Annotated in this window: 18 protein-coding genes and 2 rRNA genes; 13 read left to right on the top strand and 7 right to left on the bottom strand. The window is 68.8% G+C overall.

Translation table 11 applies throughout. The annotated features are described in order from the left end of the window. The first annotated feature begins 210 nt into the window (after window positions 1-210). Both OG455_RS18165 and rrf read left to right on the top strand, forming a co-directional pair. Window positions 211-3,332: ribosomal RNA gene (locus tag OG455_RS18165) — 23S ribosomal RNA — on the top strand. An 86-nt stretch (window positions 3,333-3,418) separates the two neighbouring features. Continuing rightward, window positions 3,419-3,535, top strand: a 5S ribosomal RNA gene (gene rrf / locus OG455_RS18160). A 49-nt stretch (window positions 3,536-3,584) separates the two neighbouring features. On the opposite strand, the gene OG455_RS18155 is transcribed toward rrf, so the two are convergent. Continuing rightward, on the bottom strand, window positions 3,585-4,055 hold the full coding sequence (locus tag OG455_RS18155; protein ID WP_266294995.1) for an NUDIX hydrolase: 471 nt from the start codon (window positions 4,053-4,055) through the stop codon (window positions 3,585-3,587). Between the two features lie 24 nt (window positions 4,056-4,079). Between OG455_RS18155 and mshD the strand changes: the two genes are divergently transcribed. The 8 genes from mshD (at window position 4,080) to pstB (ending at window position 13,917) form a co-directional block, all read left to right on the top strand. Then, window positions 4,080-5,069, top strand: a complete 990-nt coding sequence (gene mshD / locus OG455_RS18150) for a mycothiol synthase (protein ID WP_266294994.1) — start codon at window positions 4,080-4,082, stop codon at window positions 5,067-5,069. Between the two features lie 255 nt (window positions 5,070-5,324). Next, window positions 5,325-7,565 carry an RNA degradosome polyphosphate kinase gene (locus OG455_RS18145; RefSeq protein ID WP_266294992.1) on the top strand — a complete coding sequence of 747 codons (2,241 nt, stop codon included), beginning with the start codon at window positions 5,325-5,327 and terminating at the stop codon, window positions 7,563-7,565. A gap of 62 nt (window positions 7,566-7,627) precedes the next feature. Continuing rightward, on the top strand, window positions 7,628-8,728 hold the full coding sequence (locus OG455_RS18140) for a CHAD domain-containing protein (RefSeq protein ID WP_266294990.1): 1,101 nt from the start codon (window positions 7,628-7,630) through the stop codon (window positions 8,726-8,728). Then, window positions 8,713-9,372 carry an NUDIX hydrolase gene (locus OG455_RS18135; RefSeq protein ID WP_323185533.1) on the top strand — a complete coding sequence of 220 codons (660 nt, stop codon included), beginning with the start codon at window positions 8,713-8,715 and terminating at the stop codon, window positions 9,370-9,372. Before OG455_RS18140 ends, OG455_RS18135 begins: the two co-directional genes overlap by 16 nt. Window positions 9,373-9,659: 287 nt before the next feature. After that, window positions 9,660-10,796 carry a phosphate ABC transporter substrate-binding protein PstS gene (pstS, locus tag OG455_RS18130; protein ID WP_266294988.1) on the top strand — a complete coding sequence of 379 codons (1,137 nt, stop codon included), beginning with the start codon at window positions 9,660-9,662 and terminating at the stop codon, window positions 10,794-10,796. A gap of 151 nt (window positions 10,797-10,947) precedes the next feature. Further along, window positions 10,948-12,021 (top strand): phosphate ABC transporter permease subunit PstC, encoded by a 1,074-nt coding sequence (gene pstC / locus OG455_RS18125; RefSeq protein ID WP_266294986.1) that lies wholly within the window; start codon window positions 10,948-10,950, stop codon window positions 12,019-12,021. Beyond that, on the top strand, window positions 12,018-13,097 hold the full coding sequence (gene pstA, locus OG455_RS18120) for a phosphate ABC transporter permease PstA (protein ID WP_266294984.1): 1,080 nt from the start codon (window positions 12,018-12,020) through the stop codon (window positions 13,095-13,097). Before pstC ends, pstA begins: the two co-directional genes overlap by 4 nt. A 43-nt stretch (window positions 13,098-13,140) precedes the next feature. Continuing rightward, complete coding sequence (gene pstB / locus OG455_RS18115; protein WP_266294982.1) at window positions 13,141-13,917, top strand: phosphate ABC transporter ATP-binding protein PstB; 777 nt, start codon at window positions 13,141-13,143, stop codon at window positions 13,915-13,917. A 194-nt stretch (window positions 13,918-14,111) separates the two neighbouring features. On the opposite strand, the gene OG455_RS18110 is transcribed toward pstB, so the two are convergent. Together OG455_RS18110 and OG455_RS18105 are read right to left on the bottom strand one after the other, a co-directional pair. Further along, the gene (locus tag OG455_RS18110; protein WP_266294980.1) at window positions 14,112-15,107 is read right to left on the bottom strand and encodes an inorganic phosphate transporter; all 996 of its coding nucleotides are present in this window, start codon (window positions 15,105-15,107) and stop codon (window positions 14,112-14,114) included. A 5-nt stretch (window positions 15,108-15,112) separates the two neighbouring features. Next, window positions 15,113-15,733, bottom strand: a complete 621-nt coding sequence (locus OG455_RS18105; protein ID WP_266294978.1) for a DUF47 domain-containing protein — start codon at window positions 15,731-15,733, stop codon at window positions 15,113-15,115. A gap of 318 nt (window positions 15,734-16,051) precedes the next feature. On the opposite strand from OG455_RS18105, the gene OG455_RS18100 reads away from it, so the two are divergent. Then, window positions 16,052-16,387 carry a metal-sensitive transcriptional regulator gene (locus tag OG455_RS18100; RefSeq protein WP_266294976.1) on the top strand — a complete coding sequence of 112 codons (336 nt, stop codon included), beginning with the start codon at window positions 16,052-16,054 and terminating at the stop codon, window positions 16,385-16,387. Here OG455_RS18100 and OG455_RS18095 read toward each other — a convergent pair. Both OG455_RS18095 and OG455_RS18090 read right to left on the bottom strand, forming a co-directional pair. Next, the gene (locus tag OG455_RS18095; protein ID WP_266300857.1) at window positions 16,365-16,550 is read right to left on the bottom strand and encodes a hypothetical protein; all 186 of its coding nucleotides are present in this window, start codon (window positions 16,548-16,550) and stop codon (window positions 16,365-16,367) included. The two genes, OG455_RS18100 and OG455_RS18095, sit on opposite strands and share 23 nt — an antisense overlap. Window positions 16,551-16,782: 232 nt before the next feature. Then, window positions 16,783-17,658, bottom strand: a complete 876-nt coding sequence (locus OG455_RS18090; protein ID WP_266294974.1) for a hypothetical protein — start codon at window positions 17,656-17,658, stop codon at window positions 16,783-16,785. A 182-nt stretch (window positions 17,659-17,840) separates the two neighbouring features. On the opposite strand from OG455_RS18090, the gene OG455_RS18085 reads away from it, so the two are divergent. Beyond that, entirely contained in the window at window positions 17,841-18,041 is a 201-nt protein-coding gene (locus OG455_RS18085; RefSeq protein WP_266294972.1) for a hypothetical protein, read from the top strand. A gap of 40 nt (window positions 18,042-18,081) precedes the next feature. On the opposite strand, the gene OG455_RS18080 is transcribed toward OG455_RS18085, so the two are convergent. Together OG455_RS18080 and OG455_RS18075 are read right to left on the bottom strand one after the other, a co-directional pair. Beyond that, window positions 18,082-18,807 (bottom strand): phosphatase PAP2 family protein, encoded by a 726-nt coding sequence (locus OG455_RS18080; protein ID WP_266294970.1) that lies wholly within the window; start codon window positions 18,805-18,807, stop codon window positions 18,082-18,084. A gap of 143 nt (window positions 18,808-18,950) precedes the next feature. Next, entirely contained in the window at window positions 18,951-20,123 is a 1,173-nt protein-coding gene (locus OG455_RS18075) for a C40 family peptidase (protein WP_266294968.1), read from the bottom strand. Window positions 20,124-20,527: 404 nt separating this feature from the next. Between OG455_RS18075 and OG455_RS18070 the strand changes: the two genes are divergently transcribed. Beyond that, window positions 20,528-20,848: a hypothetical protein gene (locus OG455_RS18070; RefSeq protein WP_266300856.1), complete on the top strand. Its 321-nt coding sequence runs from the start codon at window positions 20,528-20,530 to the stop codon at window positions 20,846-20,848. Window positions 20,849-20,869: the final 21 nt, after the last annotated feature.

Here is a 20,869-nt window from a genome sequence, read left to right as displayed (position 1 = left end):
TTGACTATTCGGCACACTGGGTGATGGTTCGTGAGTACTGCTTCGGCGTGGAAAGCGTAACTGTGAGTCTGGTGTGTCGGGCACGTTGTTGGGTCCTGAGGGAACGGGTTTCCGTTGTCTCAGTGCCGGTCCTACTTGAGATGCCTTCGGGTGTTGAGGGTGGGTGTCTGGTCGTTGTTTGAGAACTGCACAGTGGACGCGAGCATCTGTGGCCAAGTTTTTAAGGGCGCACGGTGGATGCCTTGGCACCAGGAACCGATGAAGGACGTGGGAGGCCGCGATAGGCCCCGGGGAGCTGTCAACCGAGCTTTGATCCGGGGGTGTCCGAATGGGGAAACCCGGCAGTCGTCATGGGCTGTCACCCATACCTGAACACATAGGGTATGTGGAGGGAACGCGGGGAAGTGAAACATCTCAGTACCCGCAGGAAGAGAAAACAACCGTGATTCCGGGAGTAGTGGCGAGCGAAACCGGATGAGGCTAAACCGTAGTGGTGTGAGACCCGGCAGGGGTTGCCACTTCGGGGTCGTGGGAGAGTTCTTCAGTCGTCTGCCGGCGGCTGGGTGAGTCAGAAACCGTATGGATAGTCGAAGGACATGCGAAAGGTCCGGCGTAGAGGGTAAGACCCCCGTAGACGAAATCTGTGCGGCTCACTTGAGCTTTTCCCAAGTAGCACGGAGCCCGAGAAATTCCGTGTGAATCTGGCGGGACCACCCGCTAAGCCTAAATATTCCCTGGTGACCGATAGCGGATAGTACCGTGAGGGAATGGTGAAAAGTACCGCGGGAGCGGAGTGAAATAGTACCTGAAACCGTGTGCCTACAAGCCGTGGGAGCGTCGTTCGTCGAGTTTTCTCGGCGGGCCGTGACTGCGTGCCTTTTGAAGAATGAGCCTGCGAGTTTGCGGTGTGTAGCGAGGTTAACCCGTGTGGGGTAGCCGTAGCGAAAGCGAGTCCGAATAGGGCGACGCAGTTGCATGCCCAAGACCCGAAGCGGAGTGATCTAGCCATGGGCAGGTTGAAGCGCGGGTAAGACCGCGTGGAGGACCGAACCCACCAGGGTTGAAAACCTGGGGGATGACCTGTGGTTAGGGGTGAAAGGCCAATCAAACTCCGTGATAGCTGGTTCTCCCCGAAATGCATTTAGGTGCAGCGTCACGTGTTTCTTGCCGGAGGTAGAGCACTGGATAGGCGATGGGCCTCACCGGGTTACTGACCTTAGCCAAACTCCGAATGCCGGTAAGTGAGAGCGTGGCAGTGAGACTGTGGGGGATAAGCTCCATGGTCGAGAGGGAAACAGCCCAGAACACCGACTAAGGTCCCTAAGCGTGTGCTAAGTGGGAAAGGATGTGGAGTCGCAGAGACAACCAGGAGGTTGGCTTAGAAGCAGCCACCCTTGAAAGAGTGCGTAATAGCTCACTGGTCAAGTGATTCCGCGCCGACAATGTAGCGGGGCTCAAGCACACCACCGAAGTCGTGTCATTCACAGAATACGTCCAACGGCGCTGTGGATGGGTAGGGGAGCGTCGTGTTCCGGGTGAAGCGGCCGAGGAATCGAGTCGTGGACGGGATACGAGTGAGAATGCAGGCATGAGTAGCGATACAAGAGTGGGAAACTCTTGCGCCGATTGACCAAGGGTTCCTGGGTCAAGCTGATCTGCCCAGGGTAAGTCGGGACCTAAGGCGAGGCCGACAGGCGTAGTCGATGGACAACGGGTTGATATTCCCGTACCCGCTTTGAAGCGCCAACGTCGAACCTCTGGATGCTAAAGCCGTGAAGCCGGCCTGGAGTCTTCGGACGAAGGGACGTGGTGGAGCCGCTGATCCAACAGGGTAGTAGGTGAGCGATGGGGTGACGCAGGAAGGTAGTCCAGCCCGGGCGGTGGTAGTCCCGGGGTAAGGGTGTAGGCCGAGTGGTAGGCAAATCCGCCACTCATTGAGGCTGAGACCTGATGCCGAGCCGATTGTGGTGAAGTGGATGATCCTATGCTGTCGAGAAAAGCCTCTAGCGAGTTTCATGGCGGCCCGTACCCCAAACCGACTCAGGTGGTCAGGTAGAGAATACCGAGGCGTTCGGGTGAACTATGGTTAAGGAACTCGGCAAAATGCCCCCGTAACTTCGGGAGAAGGGGGGCCATGTCTGGTGAGGAGACTTGCTCTCTGAGCTGGGTGTGGCCGCAGAGACCAGCGAGAAGCGACTGTTTACTAAAAACACAGGTCCGTGCGAAGCCGTAAGGCGATGTATACGGACTGACGCCTGCCCGGTGCTGGAACGTTAAGGGGACCGGTTAGCTCCACTTCGGTGGGGCGAAGCTGAGAACTTAAGCGCCAGTAAACGGCGGTGGTAACTATAACCATCCTAAGGTAGCGAAATTCCTTGTCGGGTAAGTTCCGACCTGCACGAATGGCGTAACGACTTCTCGACTGTCTCAACCATAGGCCCGGTGAAATTGCATTACGAGTAAAGATGCTCGTTTCGCGCAGCAGGACGGAAAGACCCCGGGACCTTTACTATAGCTTGATATTGGTGTTCGGTTCGGCTTGTGTAGGATAGGTGGGAGACTTTGAAGCGGCAACGCCAGTTGTCGTGGAGTCGACGTTGAAATACCACTCTGGTCGTGCTGGATGTCTAACCTGGGTCCGTGATCCGGATCAGGGACAGTGTCTGGTGGGTAGTTTAACTGGGGCGGTTGCCTCCTAAAGAGTAACGGAGGCGCCCAAAGGTTCCCTCAGCCTGGTTGGCAATCAGGTGTTGAGTGTAAGTGCACAAGGGAGCTTGACTGTGAGACCGACGGGTCGAGCAGGTGCGAAAGCAGGGACTAGTGATCCGGCGGTGGCTTGTGGAAGCGCCGTCGCTCAACGGATAAAAGGTACCCCGGGGATAACAGGCTGATCTTCCCCAAGAGTCCATATCGACGGGATGGTTTGGCACCTCGATGTCGGCTCGTCGCATCCTGGGGCTGGAGTAGGTCCCAAGGGTTGGGCTGTTCGCCCATTAAAGCGGTACGCGAGCTGGGTTTAGAACGTCGTGAGACAGTTCGGTCCCTATCCGCTGTGCGCGTAGGAGTGTTGAGAAGGGCTGTCCCTAGTACGAGAGGACCGGGACGGACGAACCTCTGGTGTGCCAGTTGTCCTGCCAAGGGCATGGCTGGTTGGCTACGTTCGGGAGGGATAACCGCTGAAAGCATCTAAGCGGGAAGCCTGCTTCGAGATGAGCACTCCCACCTCCTTGAGAGGGTAAGGCTCCCAGTAGACGACTGGGTTGATAGGCCGGATGTGGAAGCCCAGTAATGGGTGGAGCTGACCGGTACTAATAGGCCGAGGGCTTGTCCTCAGTTGCTCGCGTCCACTGTGTTGTTCTGAAACAACGACCCCACACCGTTGGTCACGGGTGTGGTGCGGCCGATAGTTTCATAGTGTTTCGGTGGTCATAGCGTGAGGGAAACGCCCGGTTACATTCCGAACCCGGAAGCTAAGCCTTACAGCGCCGATGGTACTGCAGGGGGGACCCTGTGGGAGAGTAGGACGCCGCCGAACAATCATTCAGGAGAAGCCCCCAGCCTTTCGGCTGGGGGCTTCTTCGCGTTCACGGTGCGATTCGCCCGAGCGCCGGCCGTTCCCGGTAGAGCGCGATCGCGATGTCGACCAGCGAGATCCGTGGCAGCTGCTCGACCTCGGCGAGCGGGATCCAGGCGGCCAGGTCGGTCGAGCCGTCCTCCTCGTTGCGCAGCTCGCCGCCGGTGATCCGCCCCTGGTAGATGATCCGCAGCCCGTGGAAGTCGCGCGGGGACGGTCCGTTCACCGGGTCCGGCGGATAGGTCACGTGGTGTGAGTCGACCCCGAGCAGCCGCTCCAGCTCCACCTGGTAGCCGGTCTCCTCGGCAACCTCGCGGATCGCCGCGTCGTACGGGTCCTCCCCGTGGTCCAGACCACCGCCGGGCATGGTCCAGAACCGCTCCCCCTCGTGCGAGACCCAGCGCGCGAGCAGGATCCGCTCGTCCTCGACACAGACCGCGTAGGCGGCAGGACGGACTCTTCGTACGGCATCTGATGACATGTGAGGCAGCGTAGGGTCCCAGCTATGGAGACTGCCACGCATATCAGCAGCGCTGACACCCTCGCCCCTGACCAGCTGGACGCGGCGCGGGCCGTCCTGGCGGCGGCGGCGGCCGCGGACGGCCGGGAGGCCGTCTCCGAGGCCGGTCGGTTGCGCCTTCGGGCGGCCGAGCCGCGTCCGGGCATCCGGCACGTGGTGGCCACCGCGGCCGGGGCGGCGGCCGGCTACGCGCAGGTCGAGCTCGGCGGGCAGGCGCAACCGGCCACCGTCGAGCTCGCGGTCCTGCCCGAGCTGCGGCGCCGGGGCCTGGGCGGGCAGCTGGTGCGGGCCGTGCTCGCCGAGGCCGGGCCGGGCCGCGCCGTCGACTTCTGGGCACACGGGGGTCACCCGGGAGCCCGCCGGCTCGCGGAGGTCCACGGCGCCGCGCTGGTCCGCGAGCTTCGGCAGATGCGCCGCACCGCGCCGGCTCCCGCCGCCGTGCCGCTGCCGGACGGGATCACCCTGCGGACCTTCCGCCCCGGGACGGACGACGAGGGTTGGCTGCGACTCAACGCGCTCGCCTTCGCCCACCACCCCGAGCAGGGCTCCTGGACCGCCCGCGACCTGGCCGATCGGATCGCCGAGCCCTGGTTCGACCCGGCCGGTTTCTTCCTGGCGGTGCGCGGCGGAGCAGACGGCAGTGAGGACGGTAGCGGGGGGGACGGTAGCGGGGTGGACGCCGAGCGGGTGGTCGGGTTCCACTGGACCAAGGTGCACCCGGCCACAGCCACCGAGCCCGAGCTCGGCGAGGTCTACGTGGTCGGGGTGGACCCGGCGGAGCAGGGCAACGGCCTGGGCCGGGCGCTCACCGCGGCCGGCCTGCGGCATCTGGCCGAGGACCGCGGCCTGCCCACCGTGCTGCTCTACGTCGACGCCGACAACACGGCGGCGGTTCGGGTCTACGAGCGCGTCGGATTCACCGTCCACGAGGTAGACCTGATGTATCGGGTCGCCGAAGGGCGGCCGGTGCGGTAGCGCACCGCGGGGCCGACCGCCTCAGCTTTCCTCCTGGCCATGCGGTGTTTACCGTGGATTCAATTGCCGCCGCGAAGATCACAGGATGACGTCCGTAGTGTCTCGCTCCCGCAGCTTGGGCCACATCACCGGGCCTGGTCGGCTAACGACCAGGCCGGGCGATCGGCCCGGTGAGCCGTGTCCGGCACCGGTCGGCGCGCGCCGGCGTGCCCGGGCCGGGTGCGCGGGCGTCATCCGCTGGAGGAGCTGGAACCCATGACCGTTCCCCGCCCGGTCGCGGCCAGAGAGCCCGAAGCGTCCGACCCGTCAGGAGTCACCGCCATGCCCGAGTCACCCGGAGTGCCCGCCCCGTCCCGCCTGACCAAGGCGCTCGGCGTGGCTCTCGACCAGTTCCCCGACGCGGACGGTGCGGACGATCTGGACGAGCTGCCGCAAGGCCGCTTCCTGGATCGGGAGCGCAGCTGGCTCGCCTTCAACGAGCGCGTTCTGGAGCTCGCGGAGGACCCGCAGATCCCACTGCTGGAGCGGACCAAGTTCCTGGCGATCTTCGCCAGCAACCTGGACGAGTTCTTCATGGTCCGGGTGGCCGGCCTCAAGCGGCGGATCGCCACCGGAGTGGCCCAGCGCAGCGCCTCGGGCCTGCAGCCGCGCGAGGTGCTGGACCTGATCTGGACCAGGTCGCGCGAGCTGATGGCCCGCCACGCGGCCGCCTTCCAGCAGGAGGTGCTGCCCGACCTGGCGTCGGAGGGCATCGAGCTGGTGCGCTGGGCCGAGCTGACCGAGAAGGAACAGGCCCGCCTGCACACCCTGTTCCGGGCCCAGATCTTCCCGGTGCTGACCCCGCTGGCGGTCGACCCGGCGCACCCGTTCCCGTACATATCGGGCCTGAGCCTGAACCTGGCGGTGGTGGTGCGCAACCCGGTCTCGGGGCACAAGCACTTCGCCCGGGTGAAGGTTCCGCAGTCCCTGATGCGCTTCCTGGAGGCCTCGCCGCAGCGGTACGTGCCGCTGGAGGACGTGATGGGCGCCCACCTGGAGGAGCTCTTCCCCGGGATGGAGGTGCTGGCCCACCACGCCTTCCGGGTGACCCGCAACGAGGACCTCGAGGTCGAGGAGGACGACACCGAGAACATCCTCAAGGCGCTGGAGAAGGAGCTGATGCGCCGCCGGTTCGGTCCGCCGGTCCGGCTGGAGGTGGAGGAGTCGATCGACCCCTACATCCTCGACCTGCTGGTGCGCGAGCTGAACATCACCGAGGCCGAGGTGTTCCCGCTGCCGGGTCCGCTCGACCTGACCGGGCTGTTCGGGATCGCCGGCCTGGACCGCCCCGAGCTGAAGTACTCCAAGTTCGTGGCCGGCACCGCGCGCGGGCTCACCGACGTCGAGTCGGCCTCGCAGCCGGACATCTTCGCGGCCATGCGCGAGCGCGACGTGCTGCTGCACCACCCGTACGACAGCTTCTCCACCTCGGTGCAGGCCTTCCTGGAGCAGGCCGCGGCCGACCCGCACGTGCTGGCGATCAAGCAGACGCTCTACCGCACCTCGGGCGACTCGCCGATCGTGGACGCGCTGATCGACGCGGCCGAGTCCGGCAAGCAGGTGCTGGTGCTGGTGGAGATCAAGGCGCGCTTCGACGAGCAGGCCAACATCAAGTGGGCCCGCAAGCTGGAGGAGTCGGGCTGCCACGTGGTCTACGGGCTGGTCGGCCTCAAGACGCACTGCAAGCTCTCGCTGGTGGTGCGCCAGGAGGGCGAGCTGCTGCGCCGCTACGCGCACGTCGGCACCGGCAACTACCACCCGAAGACCGCCAGGCTCTACGAGGACGTCGGGCTGCTCACCGCCGACCCGCAGGTCGGCGCCGACCTGTCGGACCTGTTCAACCGCCTGTCGGGCTACTCGCGCCGGGAGTCCTACCGCCGGCTGCTGACCGCGCCGCGCGGGCTGCGGGACGGGCTGCTGGCCCGGATCCAGAACGAGGTCGCCAACCACCGCGCGGGCCTGCCGGCCTACGTGAAGCTGAAGGTCAACTCGATCGTCGACGAGGACGTGATCGACGCGCTCTACCGTGCCTCGCGGGCCGGCGTGCCGGTGGACGTGTGGGTGCGCGGGATCTGCGCGATCCGGCCCGGAGTGCCCGGGCTGAGCGAGAACATCCGGGTGCGCAGCATCCTCGGCCGCTTCCTGGAGCACTCGCGGATCTTCGTCTTCGGCAACGGTGGAGATCACGAAGTCTGGTTCGGCAGTGCGGATATGATGCACCGTAACCTGGACCGGCGGATCGAGGCGCTGGTCCGGGTGGCCGATCCGGCGCACCGCACGGAGCTGTCCGGGCTGATCGACCTCGGGATGGCGGAGGACACCGCCTCCTGGCACCTGGGCCCGGACGGGGCCTGGTCCAGACGGAGCCAGGACGAGAACGGCCACCGGCTCCGGGACATCCAAGAACTGCTCATCGACTCGCGCCTGCGCCGTCGGAGCGTCGCCGCCTCGCTCTGACCGCTTTCGACCGCCCCTGATCATCCGTCGCCTGCCCTGGGGGAACGGGGAGTACCCACGACATGACTGACGCGCCCATGACGGCCCCGGCGGCCACCGCGACCGCCGGCGAGGTCCTTTCGCGGTATCTCACCGAACAGGCAGGCCGATTCCTGCGTGCCCTGCCGCAGGCCGTGGGGGAGGCCGGGGCCCGCCCCGGCACGCTGCCCTCGGTGAATTCGCCGGGCGGCACCGCCGGGACGGGAGAGCTGCTGCGGTCGGTGCGGCGGCTCGGCGGCGCGCTGCACACCTTCGGCGCGCTCTTCGAGCCCGAGTGGGCCGAGGAGTCGCGCACCGAGCTGCGCTGGCTGCTGGGCCTGCTCGCGCAGGAGCCCGCCTACCTGCGCAGATCGCTCCGGCTGCTGGGGGCGTTGGACACCCTCAGCGCCACCGGGCAGGGCGGCGAGGGGCTCGGACCCGGAATGCTGGCCGGGCACCAGGGGGCCCCGAAGGCACGGGCGCTGCTGGACCGGCAGCTGACGCTGGCCAGGACCCGGGCGCACAGCTCGGTGCTGCAGGAGCTGCGCTCCTCGCGGCTGCACGCGCTGGCGGACCGGATGACGCTGCTGGTGGGGGAGTCGCCGCTGGTGGCGATGGCGGCCGGCCGGGCCGGCGAGCTGCTGCCGGCCCGCGCGGCGGAGGCGTTCGAGGCGCTGGGGCAGGCGGTCCGGGCGCTGCCGCTGCACCGGGCGGCCACCGCCTACCAGGGCGACGCGCTGCACCGGCTGGGCAGTGCGGGGGGTACCGACGCGGCGGTGGCTGTCCCACCCCAGGGACGGCCGGCGGCGGGGGACGCGGACGGGGCGCTGGCGGCGGACGACGCGCCGTGGCAGCGCACGCGGATCCTGCTGAAGCGGGCCAGGTACGCCTCGCAGGTGTGCGGGCGGCCCGGGCTCGAGCTGGACGTGCTGGACCAGGTGCTGGACCGGCACCAGGAGGCGGCGGACGCGGCGGTGACGGTGGCCACGGCGGCGCGCACGCCGCGGATCACCCCTGCCACGGCGTACGTGCTCGGGGTGGTGCATGCTGATCAGCGTCTGGAGGTCGAGGCGGCCAGGTACGCCTTCGGTCTGCAGTGGCCGACCCTCCCGCACCACGGATGGCATGAATGGGCGAGCGCCTGAGCGCTGAGCAGCAGACCGATCCCCGGCAGACCGGTCCCCGGTCCGGGGAGCCCCGGATGGCCGCGGCGGCGGCCGGCCCGGCCGGCCCGCTGGCCCGCAGGCAGGCGCGGGAAGCGAAGCGGCAGGGGCGGTGGACGGGTGCGGGGCACGCGGCGGGTCGCGATGCCGCGGCGGCGCGCGAAGCGGACGGGTCGGGGGGCCGGATGGGTACGGTGCTGGCGGCCGGTGCGGTGCTGTGGCTGCCGGGCGGCCCGCGGCGCGACGGCTCGGGGGAGCGCAAGCCGCGGATCGCGCTGATCCACCGCCCCAAGTACGACGACTGGAGCCTGCCCAAGGGCAAGCTGCGGGCCGGTGAGACGCCGTGGCAGGCGGCGCTGCGGGAGGTTGAGGAGGAGACCGGACTGGTCTGCCGGCTGCTCGCGCCGCTGCCCGCGCAGCACTACCTGGCGCAGGGCCGGCCCAAGGAGGTGCGGTACTGGGCGGCGGTGCCGGTGCGCGGTGAGTTCCGGCCCAACCGCGAGGTGGACCGGATGAAGTGGCTGAAGCCCGGCAAGGCGCGGGCGAAGCTCACCCATGACCGGGACCGGGAGCTGATCGACGCGTTGCTGGAGCAGTTCGGGCGGTTGGAGCGGCTGGCGGGGTGAACGGGCGCGGACCCCGGTGTTCGCCTGGGTGAGGGGCCTTGGTCGGCCGGGAGCGTGTCTTGGCCGAATCCTTGCCGTGATGCAACCGTGATTACCGACCGGTGTTTCCTGGCATCCGTCCGAGGTTCACTCTCCGTTCATTTGCGACCGGCTGACGCGTCACCTGATCCGCTTAGCTTCGGTCGTACCGGAGGGCCGTAGAGGCCCCGGACCAACAGCAACGCCCCTTCCGTCCGACCACTTCCCGGTGGGACCCGTGCGGGCTGTGCCAAAGAAAGGGACACCCTGTGAAGCTCCAGCGGAACGGCCGCACCAAGGCCCTCGCGATCGGTGCCGTGGCGCTCGTCAGCTCGCTGTCGCTCGCGGCCTGCGGCTCCGACAACAACACCACCGCCAGCAGCTCCACCTCCGGTGGCAGCAGCGCGAGCGCGGCGGCGATCAGCTGCGCCTCGAAGCAGGCCCCGTTCCTGGGCGCCGGCTCCACCGCCCAGACGGACGCCATCGACGTCTGGAAGACCGCCTACGGTGACGCCTGCTCCGGAAGCACGCTGAACTACAACGGTGTCGGCTCCGGCGCCGGTGTCCAGCAGTTCAACCAGGGCAAGATCGCCTTCGCCGGCTCGGACGCCGCGCTGAAGCCCGCCGATGTCGCCTCCTCCAAGGCGGTCTGCCCCGGTGGCCAGGGCATCGACCTGCCGATGGTGGGCGGCCTCGTCTCGATCATCTACAACGTGCAGGGCGTGAGCAACCTCGTCCTGGACGCGCCGACCATCGCCAAGATCTTCAACTCGGAGATCACCAACTGGAACGACCCGGCGATCAAGGCGCTGAACCCGACCGCCACGCTGCCGGACCTGCCGATCCAGGCCTTCCACCGCTCGGACGACTCGGGCACCACGCAGAACCTGACCGCCTACCTGGCCGCCGCCTCCAACAACACCTGGACCTACCCGGTCAGCAAGACCTGGGCCGGCAAGGGTGGCCAGTCGGCCAGCGGCTCGGCCGGTGTCTCCTCGCAGGTCAAGGCCACGGCGGGCTCGATCGGCTACGCCGAGCTGTCCTTCGCGCAGTCCAACAACCTGAACAGCGCGCTGATCTCCACCGGTGCCAGCCAGCCGGTCGCGGCCACCGCCGCCAACGCCGCCACCACGATCGCCACCGCCAAGTTCGTCGGCACCGGCAACGACCTCGCGCTGAGCCTGGACTACGCGACCAAGACCGACAACGCGTACCCGATCGTGCTGGTCACCTACGAGATCGTCTGCGACAAGGGCAACCAGGCCGCGACCCTCGACACCGTGAAGTCGTTCCTGACCTACACCATCAGCGACGCCGGCCAGGCCGCCATCGGCAACAAGGGCTTCGTCCCGCTGCCCAAGGTCGTGACCGACAAGGTGAAGGCCGTCATCCCGACCATCGCCTGATCGCAGCACCGCACCACCGGCCGGCGGTCCCGTATGGGGGGGACGGGACCGCTGCCGGGCTTCACCCACCGCACACCATCGTCCGGGGCACCGCCGCCATGGTGCCGCCCCTCCACCGGGGCAGCGCCGCCAGACCGGAGAACTTGACCTCATGACCTCCTCCCCACCTCCCGACTACACGAAGTCGGGACCACCCGCTTCCGCCTCCCCGACCCAGGGGGATCGGCCCGAGGACACCTCGTCCCAGCGGCCGGCGCCGACCCAGGAGCCCAGGACGAGCTCGCTGAAGGGCAACAGCCGCTTCGGTGACGGGCTCTTCTTCGGCCTGTCGGCCGGGTCCGGCATCCTGCTGCTGGTGATCATGGGGGCCATCGCGGCCTTCCTGGTCTGGCGCAGCGGGAACGCCATCAGCAAGGACCAGACGAACTTCCTCACCACCTTCGGGTGGGACCCGGACAACCTCCTGAAGCCCAGCTTCGGCATCGCCGTCCTGGCCTTCGGCACCATCGCCAGCGCCGCCATCGCGATGCTCATCGCGGTTCCGGTGGCGATCGGGATCGCGCTCTTCATCTCGCACTACGCGCCGCGCCGGATCGCCCAGCCGTTCGCCTACCTGGTCGACCTGCTGGCCGCCGTGCCCAGCATCGTCTACGGCCTGTGGGGCGCGCTCTACCTGGTGCCGCACATGGCGGGCCTGAACAGCTGGTTGAACGAGTACCTCGGCTGGACCTACCTCTTCAAGGTGAGCCACCCCGGGGCCCCGGCCCGCAACCTGTTCACCGTCGGCATCCTGCTGGCCATCATGGTCCTGCCGATCATCACCGCGGTCAGCCGCGAGGTGTTCCGCCAGGTGCCGCGGATGCACGAGGAGGCGGCGCTCGCGCTCGGCGCCACCCGCTGGGAGATGATCCGCACCGCGGTGATCCCGTTCGGGCGTCCGGGCATCATCTCGGCCTCGATGCTGGGCCTGGGCCGCGCGCTGGGCGAGACCATCGCGGTCGCCACCGTGCTCTCCACCAGCGACGTCCTCTCGCTGCACCTGCTGGACGCGGGCGGCGGCACCTTCGCGCAGAACATCGCGCTCAAATACGGTGAGGCCGGCAAGGTCGGCACGGACGCGCTGATGGCCTCCGGCCTGGTGCTGTTCGTGATCACCCTGCTGGTCAACGGCACGGCGCGGCTGATCATCGCCCGTCGCAAGGAGTACTCGGGGGCGAACGCATGACCACCGCGACCTCTACGGCGGACCGCTCGCCGGTCTCCGCGCTCAACCACACCCTGACCGCCGCGCGCCTGCCCAAGTGGGCCCCGGCCGCGATCGCCGCGCTCGCCATCGTGCTGGGCTGCGGGATCGGCGCGGTCGCCGGACTGCGCAGCCACCTGCAGTGGGGCCTGCTCGCCGCGCTGCTCTTCGTGGTGGTCAGCTACACCGTCTCGACCACGGTGGAGGGCCGCCGGCAGGCCAAGGACCGGCTGGCGACCTCGCTGGTCTGGGTCGCCTTCATCCTGGCCGTGGTCCCGCTGGCCTCGCTGCTGATCTACACGATCCAGCAGGGTGCCGGCGTGGTGAACGGCGACTTCCTCACCCACTCGATGCGCGGCGTGCTCTCCTCGGGGCCCGGCGGCGGCATCTACCACGCACTGCTGGGCACCTTGCAGCAGGTCGGTCTGGCCACCGCGATGGCGGCCCCGGTCGGTCTGCTCACCGCCGTCTACCTGGTCGAGTACGGCCGTGGTGGGCTCGCCAAGGTGGTCACCTTCTTCGTCGACGTGATGACGGGCATCCCGTCCATCGTCGCCGGTCTGTTCATCCTCTCCGTCTGGAACCTCGCACTCGGGTTCGCCTACTCCGGCTTCTCGGGCAGCCTCGCGCTGGCCATCCTGATGATGCCGGTGATCGTGCGCTCCACCGAGGAGATGCTCAAGCTCGTTCCGAACGAGCTGCGCGAAGCCTCGTACGCGCTCGGCGTGCCCAAGTGGAAGACCATCCTGCGGGTTGTCCTGCCGACCGCGATCGGCGGTATCACCACCGGTGTGATGCTCGCGGTCGCCCGGATCACGGGCGAGACCGCACCGGTGATGATGCTGGTGTTCGTCTCGAGCTCGATCAACTCGAACCCCTTCGTGGGGCCGCAGATGAACCTGCCGGTCTACATCTGGCAGCAGTACGCACAGGTCAACAACCAGTACGGCTATGCCCGCGCCTGGGGCGCCGCGCTCGTGCTGATCGCCTTCGTGATGGGGCTCAACCTCATCGCCCGGGCGATCGCATGGTGGCGCTCGCCCAAGGGCGGACGCTGACCGACCGACTGACGTACGAACAGACGAGAGAAGACGAAAGATCATGGCTAAGCGCATCGACGTCAGCGGACTGTCGGCCTACTACGGGGGCACCAAGGCCATCGAGGACATCTCGATGACCGTCGAACCCCGCTCGGTGACCGCCTTCATCGGCCCCTCCGGCTGCGGCAAGTCCACTTTCCTGCGCACCCTCAACCGGATGCACGAGGTGATCCCGGGCGCCCGGGTCGAGGGCAAGGTCCTGCTGGACGACGAGAACCTCTACGGCGCGAGCGTCGACCCGGTGGCGGTGCGCCGCACCGTCGGGATGGTCTTCCAGCGGCCGAACCCGTTCCCGACCATGTCGATCTACGAGAACGTGGTCGCGGGGCTGAAGCTCGCGGGTGTGCGGAAGCGCTCGGTGCTGGACGGCGTGGTGGAGAACTCGCTCAAGGGCGCCAACCTGTGGAACGAGGTCAAGGACCGGCTGAACAAGCCGGGTGCCGGCCTCTCCGGTGGCCAGCAGCAGCGGCTCTGCATCGCCCGCGCGATCGCGGTCGAGCCCCAGGTGCTGCTGATGGACGAGCCCTGCTCGGCGCTTGACCCGATCTCCACGCTGGCGATCGAGGACCTGATCGGCGAGCTCAAGGAGCGGTTCACGATCGTCATCGTGACCCACAACATGCAGCAGGCGGCGCGCGTCTCCGACCGCACCGCCTTCTTCAACCTGGCCGGGGTCGGCCAGCCGGGCAAGCTGATCGAGCTGGACGACACCCAGCGGATCTTCTCCAACCCGTCGGTGCAGGCGACCGAGGACTACATCTCGGGCCGCTTCGGTTAAGTCGCACCGCCGCGAACTGCTCCTCGGCGCTGCATGGCGGTGCCGCCGCGGAGCATGAGGGAGGGCCCGCCCCCGGGACACGGGGGCGGGCCCTCTTTCGCTGTGCCCATGGCCGGTGGGCGGGTCTCGTCGCCGAGCGGCCGGCCGGCCGGGTGGGCGGCCCCGGGCGGGGGTGCCCCCCGGGGCGCCGTCTGTCAGCCGACGACCAGGTCGGTCAGGGCGTAGGCACCGGCGGCGACCAGGGCCGCGGCGGGCATCGTGATGAACCAGCCCAGCACGATGTTCTTGGCCACGCCCCAGCGCACCGCGCGGATCCGCTTGGTCGCCCCCACGCCCATGATCGCCGAGGTGATCACGTGGGTGGTGGAGATCGGCGCCTTGAAGACGTACGAGGTCACGTACATGATCGTCGCGGAGGTGGACTCGGCGGCGAAGCCCTGCGGCGGGTCCAGCTCGATGATCTTGCGGCCCAGCGTCCGCATGATCCGCCAGCCGCCCGCGTAGGTGCCCAGCGAGAGCATGGTGGCGCAGGAGACCTTGACCCAGATCGGGATGCCGCTGCCGCTCTGGTGGCCCGAGATGGTCAGCGCCATCACCACGATGCCCATCGTCTTCTGGGCGTCCTGCAGGCCGTGGGCCAGCGCCATCGCGGCGGCCGAGGCGGTCTGCGCGACCCGGAAGTTGCGCTTGGCGCGGTGCGGGTTGGCCCGGCGGAAGAGCCAGAGGATGGCCAGCATCGCCAGGTAGCCGAAGACCAGGCCGACGACCGGCGAGAGCAGCATCGGGATGATGACCTTGTCGATCACCCCGCTCCAGATCACCCCGGTGCCGGCCGCGAGGGCCGCGCCGACCAGGCCGCCGAAGAGCGCGTGCGAGGAGGAGGACGGCAGGCCGAAGTACCAGGTGACCAGGTTCCAGGCGATCGCGCCGACCAGGGCGCCGAAGAGGACGGTCATCCCCTTGCTGCCCTGGGGGGTGTCGATCAGCCCCTTGGAGACGGTCTGCGCCACGCCGCTGCCGAGGAAGGCACCGGCCAGGTTCATCACCGCGGCCATCGCCAGGGCGGCCCTGGGAGTGAGCGCCCGGGTGGAGACCGAGGTGGCGATCGCGTTCGCCGAGTCGTGGAAGCCGTTGGTGTAGGTGAAGAAGAACGCCACGCCGATGACGCAGATGAGTGCTGCCATGTCCACGCTGGTCAGGACTCCTTGACGGCGATGGTCTCCACCGTGTTGGCGACGTGCTCGAACGCGTCGGCCGCCTCTTCCAGCACGTCCACCACCTGCTTGAGCTTGAGCACCTCGATCGCCTCGTACTGGCCGCTGAAGAGGTGGGCGAGCAGCTTGCGGTGGATCTGGTCGGCCTGGTTCTCCAGCCGGTTGATCTCGATCCAGTACTCGGTCAGGTGCGAGAGGCTGCGCAGGTTCGGCATCGCCTCGGCGGTCAGTTCCGCGGCCCGGGCCAGCACCTCGATCTGCTGCTCGACCCCGCGCGGGAGGGTCTGGATGTCGTAGAGGACGACCAGGTCGACGGCCTCCTCCATGAAGTCCATGATGTCGTCCAGCGAGGAGGCCAGGTTGTAGATGTCCTCGCGGTCGAACGGCGTGATGAAGGAGGAGTTGAGCTGGTGGAAGATCGCATGGGTGGTGTCGTCGCCGGCGTGCTCGGCGGCGCGCATGCGCTCGACGATCTCCGCACGGGACGACACGTCTGAGCCCAGCAGTTCCAGCAGGAGCTTCGATCCGACGACCAGGTTCTCCGCGGCCGCGGCGAACATGTCGTAGAAGCTCGTCTCCTTCGGGGTCAGGCTAAAACGCACGGAAGTCTCCGATGAGCGGGGAGTGGACTGAACGATGCTAGGTGCTCTGCGTCAGGGTTGTGCAAACGGGGTGCGCGGCGGGGAACCGGATGCTCCTCTTCCGGCCACAGCTTGACCTGTACCCGTTCGGCCCCCGTACGTCGGCGTGCGGGCGTGAGGTCCCAGTCTGACGGAACCTCGGGTGGATTGCCCCCGATGGGCACCTGGTGATCAGGATCAGCCGCCCGGACGGGGGAACCCCCGCGGCCGCCCGCGGTGCGGGACACTGGGGAGCACCGGCGGCGATCGGCCGGGCGAGGACGAGAACGGGGCAGGCCGATGAGCACCAGCAGCAGCACGGACAGCAACGCCGCCGCGCCCGCCGGCCACGGCCCGCACGGGTACAGCGCGCACAAGGCGGACCACCTCAAGCGGCTGCGCCGGATCGAGGGTCAGGCCCGGGGCCTGCAGCGGATGGTGGAGGAGGACGTCTACTGCATCGACATCCTCACCCAGGTCTCGGCCAGCACCAAGGCGCTGCAGTCCTTCGCGCTCTCCCTGCTCGAAGAGCACATCAAGCACTGCGTGGCGGCCGCCGTCGAGGAGGGCGGCGAGGCGATGGACGACAAGGTGGCCGAGGCGATGGCCGCGATCAGCCGGCTGCTGCGGAGCTGACCGGGGCCGGGCCCTCGTCCCCGTGCCGGCGCCGGGGCCCGCGCCGGGCGGTCGCGTCGGCGGGGCCCTCGGCGGGGGCGGCCTGGGGCTGCTGGTGCAGCAGCACCTCGTCGATCCGGGCCGTGGGCAGCCGCTCGGCACTGCTGGCCGTGGCGGCGATCATCAGCTCGCCGGCCAGCTCGATCTCATCGAGGGCCGCGCTCTCGTGGCCGCCTGTGCGATCCGCTCGATCCGCTGAGGACGACGACACCCCGCACCACCCCTTCACCACCCGTACGCCGGGGCGGGAGCCACCCGTTCTCCAGCGTAGAGAGTGGCGGGCCCGGCCCCCATGGCACGGACGGGCCATCTCTGCCGCCGAAACGGGTGACTGCCGACAAGGGCATGACAGGGCGTCACTTCGGTGAGCCGGACTCCGTCATCTCGACCACGTCCGCGGCGGCCGGCTCGGCGGCCTGCACCGGCCGGCCGAAGCCGCTGTAGGCGACCGAGGAGGTCACCTTCACCTGGTCCTTGGGGTCCTTGGAACCGGCGATCCCGGCGAAGCTGAAGACCTCGACCACCTTGTTCAGCCGGCCCTGGGAGTCCAGCCAGGCCTCGAACGGGATCGCCTTGACGGTGAAGGTGCCGGCCGCCATCCGCAGCCCGTTCGCCGCCTGGCCGCCGGTGGCGTTGGCGGCCTTCGCCAGGTCCAGGGTGCCCTGGTAGTGCTTGAGGGGCACGCCGCCCACCGTCTCGTCGCCGACCACCGAGGCCTGCTGGACGCCGCGCAGCGCCGCGGCGGCGGTGGCCGGGTCGGTGGCGCCGTTGCTGATCAGATTGCCGTCGGCGAGCTGGCGCACGTCCAGCTCGACCCACTTGCCGGCGGGCACCTTGGCGCCGCTGTTCTGCAGGAAGACGATGCCGGGCTCGACCACCTCGACCACCTTGCCGGTGGTCGCGGCGCCGGGCGGCACCTGCACCTCCAGGCGGCCGATCCGCTTGGCGAAGTCGTACCCGCCGCTGCCGGTGAACGCGGCCTTCTTCTCGCCCGACTCGGTGGTCAGCTGGGTGGCGGCCTGCACCGAACCGGTGCGCCCGGTGATGTCGGCGGCGTTGCGCACGGCCGTCAGCGGGTCGTCGGCGAGCTTGTCGGCGACCGGGCTCGCCGCTCCGGCACCGCTGGTGTCGGTGGAGCCCCCGGAGGCGCCGCCGCAGGCCGTGAGCGCGGCGGCCAGCAGTGCGGTGGCCGCCACCGGGCCGAGGAGACGGGCGGAGCGCGACGTGGTCATGGTGATCTCAACCCCCATGGTGATCCGGCCCCCTCGGGTCGGACGACCGGCGGGCCGCCGCCCCTGGATGGGCGAGGCCGTTACTGCCGAGAACGACCGGCCACCGTGCCGGTTACGGGCGGGGTGGCGCGCGGCGATCGGCGCGCGCCGTGCGTTCATTTGGGCGGGTTACCGTGGAGCGCGTGTATACGGAGCCGTCGGCCCAGGCCGACTCCCGCGATGGACACGACAGCGGACCAACCGCACACCAGGTACGGATCACCGAGCGCGGGTCCTTCGCCTACGCCTCCTGCGACTGCGGCTGGTTCGCGCCCGGGCGGCGCTCGCGCGACCGGGCCCGGCGGGACGCGGCCGAGCACCTGGCGGGCCCGCCGCAGGACTAGGACCCGGCTGGTGCTGTCGGCGGCGTTGCGTGCGGTGCGCTCAGGCGGCGAGGTCCGAGTCGGCGGGGGCGGCGTGCTCCGGCTCCGGCAGCGAGCGGCCGCCGCCCGTCCCGCCGCGCCGGCGGCGCCCGCCGCGCGGGGTGCCGGCCGGCCCCGCGGTGATCAGCGGTGCGGCCGTAGTGCGGGCCAGGGCGTGGCAGAGCGGCACCAGCACGGACATCGCGAGCGGGGCCAGCAGCAGCACCACCGCGGTGGCCAGCGCGTAGCCGCCGAGCACGTCGGTCGGGTAGTGCACGCCCATGAAGATCCGGCAGAAGCCCTGGAGCGCGGCCAGCGAGCCGGCCAGCGCGCCCAGCCGGCGGTCGACCAGGAAGAGCGCCACGGCCACCGCCATCGACATGGTCGCGTGGTCGCTGACGAAGGAGTAGGTGCCGGCCTTGCCGGCCACCAGGACGTCCAGCCCCGGGTGGTTCACGAAGGGGCGCGGCCGGCCCACGATCGCCGAGATCGGCAGGTTGGCCAGCTCCGCCAGCGCCATCGCCAGCGGGGCCCAGAGCACCCCGGCCACCGCCACCGGTGCGTTGGGTCTGCGGCGGGCCCGCAGCCAGGCCGCGGCGCAGAGTGCGACCAGGCCGAGCAGGATGCCGTACTCGCCGATCCAGGAGACCAGCGTGTCGAGCCAGGCGGGGGAACCCTTGGCCCAGCCGTTGACCGTGTAGAGCAGTTCGAGGTCGGGGTTGGTGGTGTCGGCCGACAGCGTCGACACGCCGTACCTCCTGTGCTCCGCGGTGTGGTCAGTGCGCCTTGAAGAACGAGCCGGGCAGGTCACAGCGTTCCACGCCGAGCGGGTGTTATGGAAACTTGACGTGAACGGCTCGGATCTGGTGCGCCGTCAGGACTGCCGTGCCGTCAGGCCTGCTTGCCCGTCCTGACGGTGGCGTCGGGCGCCGGCAGCGCGGCGGCGGCCGGTGGTGTGCCGGCCGGCGGGGTCGAGGGGGCGGGGGTCGGCGTGGTGCTCTGCTGCTGGCCGGGGGCGGTGGCACCGGGGTCGGAGCCGCCGGTGATGTTGCCGTTGCCGCTGTTGTCGCGCACCGGCAGCGCCGCCGCGCCGTCCTGGGTGACCCGGGTGGCGCCGATGTAGTCCTTCTGGTCGATGGAGTCGTAGCGGACCACCGCGCCGGTGTGCGGGGCGTCGATCATGTAGCCGCCGCCGACGTAGATGCCGACGTGGTGGATGCTGCGCGGGTCGGTCAGGTCGTTGGCGAAGAAGACCAGGTCGCCGGGGCGCAGTTGGTCGCGTGAGGGGTGCTGGCCGGCGTACCACTGGTCGTTGGCCACCCGGGGCAGGGTGATGCCGACCGAGAGGTAGGCGGCCTGGGTCAGGCCGGAGCAGTCGAACTCGTAGTTCTGCGAGGCCAGGCCCTCACCGCCCCACTGGTAGGGGGTGCCGAGCTTGGTCTGGGCGAAGTAGATGGCGCCGGAGGCCTGCGGGGAGACGGCCACGGTGCTGGTCGGCGCGCTGAAGCTCTGCATGAGGGCCTGGATCGAGCGGACGTAGCCCTGGGTCTCGGCGAAGGGCGGGATGCCCTGGTACTTGCGGACGTTGTCCTCGCCGCCGTTGTAGGCGGCGAGCATGTTGGCCTGGCGGTCGCCCGGGATGTCGGCGACGTCGTGGGCGAGGTCGCAGTCGTAGGTGGCGGCGGAGGCGATCGCGTCGGCCGGGTCCCAGACGTCCTTCTTGCCGTCGCCGTCGCCGTCCACCGCGTACTCGGCCCAGGTGCCCGGCATGAACTGGGCCAGGCCAAGGGCTCCCACCCCGCTGCGCGCTGACGGATCGAAGCCGCTCTCCTGGTAGAGCTGGGCGGCCAGCATCGGCGGCGAGATCTCCGGACACTTGGCGCCCCACTGCTGGATCAGGCCCTGATAGGCGGCCGGCACCGTGCCGGGCGCGAGCGCCGCGCTGCTGCCCGGGGCCTGTCCGAGGCCGCTGGCCGCATAGGTTCCGGCGCCGATCAGCAGCAGGAAGCCGAAACCAACAGCTCCACCCGCGACCGCCGCTCGGACGCCTTTCCGGAGTACCATCAGCACCATCCCGATGCAGTGTCAGAGTGCTTGCGTCCCAGCGGAACCTGGGTCGGAGCCTCCGGCGCGACACGGGTCCGCATATGCCCCTCGCATGCGCCAGGTCGATCGGCCGACACCCCCACCAGTGTTCTGCAGGGCGTTGCTCAGCGCAATCATCGGAGATACAAAGAGTGAGCGGTATCCTTCGTACGGTGGACATACTGGCGTACATGTCCCAAGTCGTGCGACCAATCCTCAAGAAGTAGCCAAGTCGACATCAGATCTGGCCAAGAATAGGCCTCAGCCCTTCGCACTCCTGAGGTGGTGGGCCTTGAATTGCCTGATCGGGCGGTGAGACAGGAATGCACGTGAGTGACAGGGTGAGCAGTGTGGGCGATGCCGTGAACGGTTACGCGAGTGGCCTGCTGGCCGCGGACCCGAGTCCGGCCCCGAAGGGCGACATCAACACCATCATCGGGGGAATCGCCCCGGATTGGGGCCCTTTCTCCACACTCGGCTCGGAGGCCCGGATCATGGTGGAGGTCGTGATGGCGGTCGCCATCCTGGCCTGCCTGGCGATCGCGGTCTGGGGTGCGGCGAAGCAGCGGATCGGGGCCACCGCGATGCGGGACACCTTCAGCGCCGAGCAGGGCAAGGGACTGATCATCGCCGGCCTGACCGGCGTGTTCATCATCGGATCCCTGGGCACTCTGTTCACCATTGTGTACGGCATGTCCATCTGACAGTCAGACAGTCATACCGGT

The sequence above is a fragment of the Kitasatospora sp. NBC_01287 genome, assembly GCF_026340565.1.
In the GTDB taxonomy this organism is placed as follows: Bacteria; Actinomycetota; Actinomycetes; order Streptomycetales; family Streptomycetaceae; genus Kitasatospora.
This window is presented reverse-complemented; position numbering and strand designations above follow the sequence as displayed.

Bases quoted from the DNA above. Each gene is read 5' to 3' on its own strand.
- OG455_RS18135 (WP_323185533.1), top strand. From the start codon at position 8,713: ATGGGCGAGCGCCTGAGCGCTGAGCAGCAGACCGATCCCCGGCAGACC.
- OG455_RS18090 (WP_266294974.1), bottom strand. From the start codon at position 17,658: ATGACCACGTCGCGCTCCGCCCGTCTCCTCGGCCCGGTGGCGGCCACC.
- OG455_RS18140 (WP_266294990.1), top strand. From the start codon at position 7,628: ATGACTGACGCGCCCATGACGGCCCCGGCGGCCACCGCGACCGCCGGC.
- pstC (WP_266294986.1), top strand. From the start codon at position 10,948: ATGACCTCCTCCCCACCTCCCGACTACACGAAGTCGGGACCACCCGCT.
- pstA (WP_266294984.1), top strand. From the start codon at position 12,018: ATGACCACCGCGACCTCTACGGCGGACCGCTCGCCGGTCTCCGCGCTC.
- OG455_RS18155 (WP_266294995.1), bottom strand. From the start codon at position 4,055: ATGTCATCAGATGCCGTACGAAGAGTCCGTCCTGCCGCCTACGCGGTC.
- mshD (WP_266294994.1), top strand. From the start codon at position 4,080: ATGGAGACTGCCACGCATATCAGCAGCGCTGACACCCTCGCCCCTGAC.
- OG455_RS18145 (WP_266294992.1), top strand. From the start codon at position 5,325: ATGACCGTTCCCCGCCCGGTCGCGGCCAGAGAGCCCGAAGCGTCCGAC.
- OG455_RS18095 (WP_266300857.1), bottom strand. From the start codon at position 16,550: ATGATCGCCGCCACGGCCAGCAGTGCCGAGCGGCTGCCCACGGCCCGG.
- OG455_RS18075 (WP_266294968.1), bottom strand. From the start codon at position 20,123: ATGGTACTCCGGAAAGGCGTCCGAGCGGCGGTCGCGGGTGGAGCTGTT.
- pstB (WP_266294982.1), top strand. From the start codon at position 13,141: ATGGCTAAGCGCATCGACGTCAGCGGACTGTCGGCCTACTACGGGGGC.
- OG455_RS18100 (WP_266294976.1), top strand. From the start codon at position 16,052: ATGAGCACCAGCAGCAGCACGGACAGCAACGCCGCCGCGCCCGCCGGC.